Origin of the sequence: Cellulomonas algicola (assembly GCF_003851725.1) — a bacterium.
In the GTDB taxonomy this organism is placed as follows: domain Bacteria; phylum Actinomycetota; class Actinomycetes; order Actinomycetales; family Cellulomonadaceae; genus Cellulomonas; species Cellulomonas algicola.
This window is the reverse complement of the sequence record NZ_BHYL01000173.1, coordinates 1-2,886: the sequence shown is the minus strand read 5'-3', so window position 1 is coordinate 2,886 and position 2,886 is coordinate 1. Positions and strand designations below refer to the sequence as shown.

General features: G+C 74.0%; 3 protein-coding genes. All 3 read left to right on the top strand.

The genetic code is table 11. The features are described from left to right. Positions 1–1,065: 3,4-dihydroxyphenylacetate 2,3-dioxygenase (gene hpaD / locus CTKZ_RS11945; protein WP_124343156.1), on the top strand; the 1,065-nt coding region annotated here is incomplete at its 5' end. A 52-nt stretch (positions 1,066–1,117) separates the two neighbouring features. Next, on the top strand, positions 1,118–1,903 hold the full coding sequence (locus tag CTKZ_RS11940) for a fumarylacetoacetate hydrolase family protein (RefSeq protein ID WP_124343155.1): 786 nt from the start codon (positions 1,118–1,120) through the stop codon (positions 1,901–1,903). Continuing rightward, positions 1,888–2,697: an HpcH/HpaI aldolase family protein gene (locus CTKZ_RS11935; RefSeq protein WP_124343154.1), complete on the top strand. Its 810-nt coding sequence runs from the start codon at positions 1,888–1,890 to the stop codon at positions 2,695–2,697. Before CTKZ_RS11940 ends, CTKZ_RS11935 begins: the two co-directional genes overlap by 16 nt. Positions 2,698–2,886 lie beyond the last annotated feature (189 nt).

Sequence of the window (2,886 nt, the reverse complement as noted above, 5' to 3'; positions counted from 1 at the left end):
CCCCCGGACGTGCTGCGCGCCCTGTCCCTCGAGCTCGTCGTCACCGACCTCGCGGCGTCACGGCACTTCTACGTCGACGTGCTCGGCCTGGTCGTGACCGCGCAGGACGCGACGACGCTGCACCTGCGCACGTTCGACGAGTTCCTCCACCACAACCTCGTGCTGCGCCAGGGGCCCGTCGCGGCGGCCGCCGCGTTCACGTACCGCGTGCGCACGCCGCAGGACCTCGAGCGGGCCGTCGCGTTCTACTCCGAGCTCGGGTGCCGGGTCGAGCGGCGCCGCGACGGGTGGACGGCAGGCGTCGGCGACGCGGTGCGCGTGCAGGACCCGCTCGGCTTCCCGTACGAGTTCGTGCACGACGTCGCGCACGTCGAGCGGCTGTCCTGGCGGTACGACCTGCAACCACCCGGCCCGCTCGTGCGGCTCGACCACTTCAACCAGGTCACGCCCGACGTGCCGCGCGCGGTGCGCTACATGGAGGACCTCGGGTTCCGCGTGACCGAGGACATCCAGGACGCCGACGGGACGACGTACGCCGCGTGGATGCGCCGCAAGCCGACGGTGCACGACACCGCGATGACCGGCGGCGACGGGCCGCGGCTGCACCACGTCGCGTTCGCGACGCACGAGAAGCACGACGTCCTCGCGCTCTGCGACCGCCTCGGCGCGCTGCGGCTGTCCGACCGGATCGAGCGCGGACCCGGCCGGCACGGCGTGTCCAACGCGTTCTACCTGTACCTGCGCGATCCCGACGGGCACCGCGTCGAGATCTACACGCAGGACTACTGGACCGGCGACCCCGACAACCCCGTCGTCACGTGGGACGTGCACGACAACCAGCGGCGCGACTGGTGGGGCAACCCCGTCGTGCCGTCCTGGTACACCGAGGCGTCCCTCGTGCTCGACCTCGACGGTGAGCCGCAGCCCGTCGTCGCGCGCACCGACTCGAGCGAGATGGCCGTGACGATCGGCGCCGACGGGTTCTCCTACACGCGCGCGGGCGACGACGCCGACGCCCTGCCCGAGTGGAAGCAGGGCGAGTACAAGCTGGGGCACCAGCTGTGACCCGCGCACGCCCTCGACCCCACCAGCCGCACCGGCCGCAGCGGGGCGTCCCGTGCTGACGCCCGACGCGATCGCCGACATCGCCGACGAGCTCGCCGCCGCCGAGCGCGACCGCACCACCGTGCCCCTGCTCACGGCCCGCCACCCCGGCATGACCGTCGACGACGCGTACGCGGTGCAGGCCGAGTGGCGGCGGCGTGCCCTGGCCGCCGGGAGGCGGCACGTCGGCCGCAAGATCGGGCTCACGTCGAAGGTCATGCAGGCCGCGACCGGCATCGACGAGCCCGACTACGGCGCGATCCTCGCCGACATGGTCCACGAGGACGGCGCCGTCCTCGAGCACGCGCGGTTCTCGAACGTGCGCGTCGAGGTCGAGCTCGCGTTCCTCCTCGCCGAGCCCGTCGACGGGCCCGACGCGACGATCTTCGACGTGCTGCGCGCGACCGGGTACGTCGTCCCCGCGCTCGAGATCCTGTCGTCGCGCATCGCGCTCGACGGCCGCACGATCGTCGACACCATCAGCGACAACGCGGCGATGGGCGCCATGGTCCACGGCGGGACCCCCGTGCGGCCCGACGACGTCGACCTGCGCTGGGTCGCCGCGCTGCTGCACCGCAACGGGACCGTCGAGGAGTCGGGCGTCGCGGGCGCCGTGCTCGGCCACCCCGCGCGCGGCGTCGCGTGGCTCGCGAACAAGCTCGCGCAGCACGGCGAGCGCCTCGACGCGGGCGAGCTCGTCCTCGCCGGCTCGTTCACGCGCCCGCTGTGGGTGCACCGGGGCGACACCGTCCTGGCCGACTTCCACGACCTGGGGACGCTCTCGTGCCGCTTCGACTGACGCCGACCTTCCGCGACGCCCTCGCGACCGAGCAGGCCCACGGCGACGCCGCGCGGCCGCTCGTCGGCCTGTGGGTCTGCACCGGCAGCCCGCTCGTCGCCGAGATCTGCGCCGGGTCCGGGGTCGACTGGGTGCTCGTCGACATGGAGCACGCGCCCAACGGGCTCGAGTCGGTGCTCGCCCAGCTCCAGGCGCTCGCCGCGTACCCGGTGACGCCCGTCGTCCGCGTCCCGGCGGCCGACCCCGTGCTGATCACGCAGGTCCTCGACCTCGGCGCGCAGAACCTTCTCGTCCCCATGGTGTCCACCGCGGACGAGGCGCGCGCCGTCGTCGAGGCCGTCCGCTACCCGCCGCACGGGCGACGCGGCGTCGGCGGCGCGCTCGCCCGCTCCACCCGGTGGAGCCGCGTCGACGGGTACCTCCGGGACGCCGACCGGCACGTGTCCGTCGTCGTCCAGGTCGAGACCGCGCAGGGCGTCGACGCCGCAGGCGAGATCGCGGCGGTCGACGGCGTCGACGGCGTCTTCGTCGGCCCGTCCGACCTCGCGGCCTCCCTCGGGCGGCTCGGGCAGCAGGACCACCCCGACGTCGTCGCGGCCGTCCACCGCACGTTCGACGCGGTCCGCGCGGCCGGCACACCCGTCGGCGTCAACGCGTTCGACCCGGCCCTCGCCGACGCGTACGTGCAGGCCGGGGCGTCGTTCGTGGCCGTCGGCGCCGACGTCGTCCTGCTCGCCCGCGGCTCCGAGCGCCTCGCCGCGCGGTTCACCCCCGACCGACCGCCGGACGCCTGAACGACCGACAGGCGGACCGACCCCTCGCAGGGCTCGCCTCCCCGCGCCGGGTGCCCCACCATCGACCTAGCTGTACTGACCACGACCGTTGTTGACGTAGCGAGAGACCTCCGGGTCGAGTGGGAGCTGTCTAGGAACCCGGCTCGCATCAACGGAGGTCTCTCGTGTCTCACGCTAATGCCCGGCTGA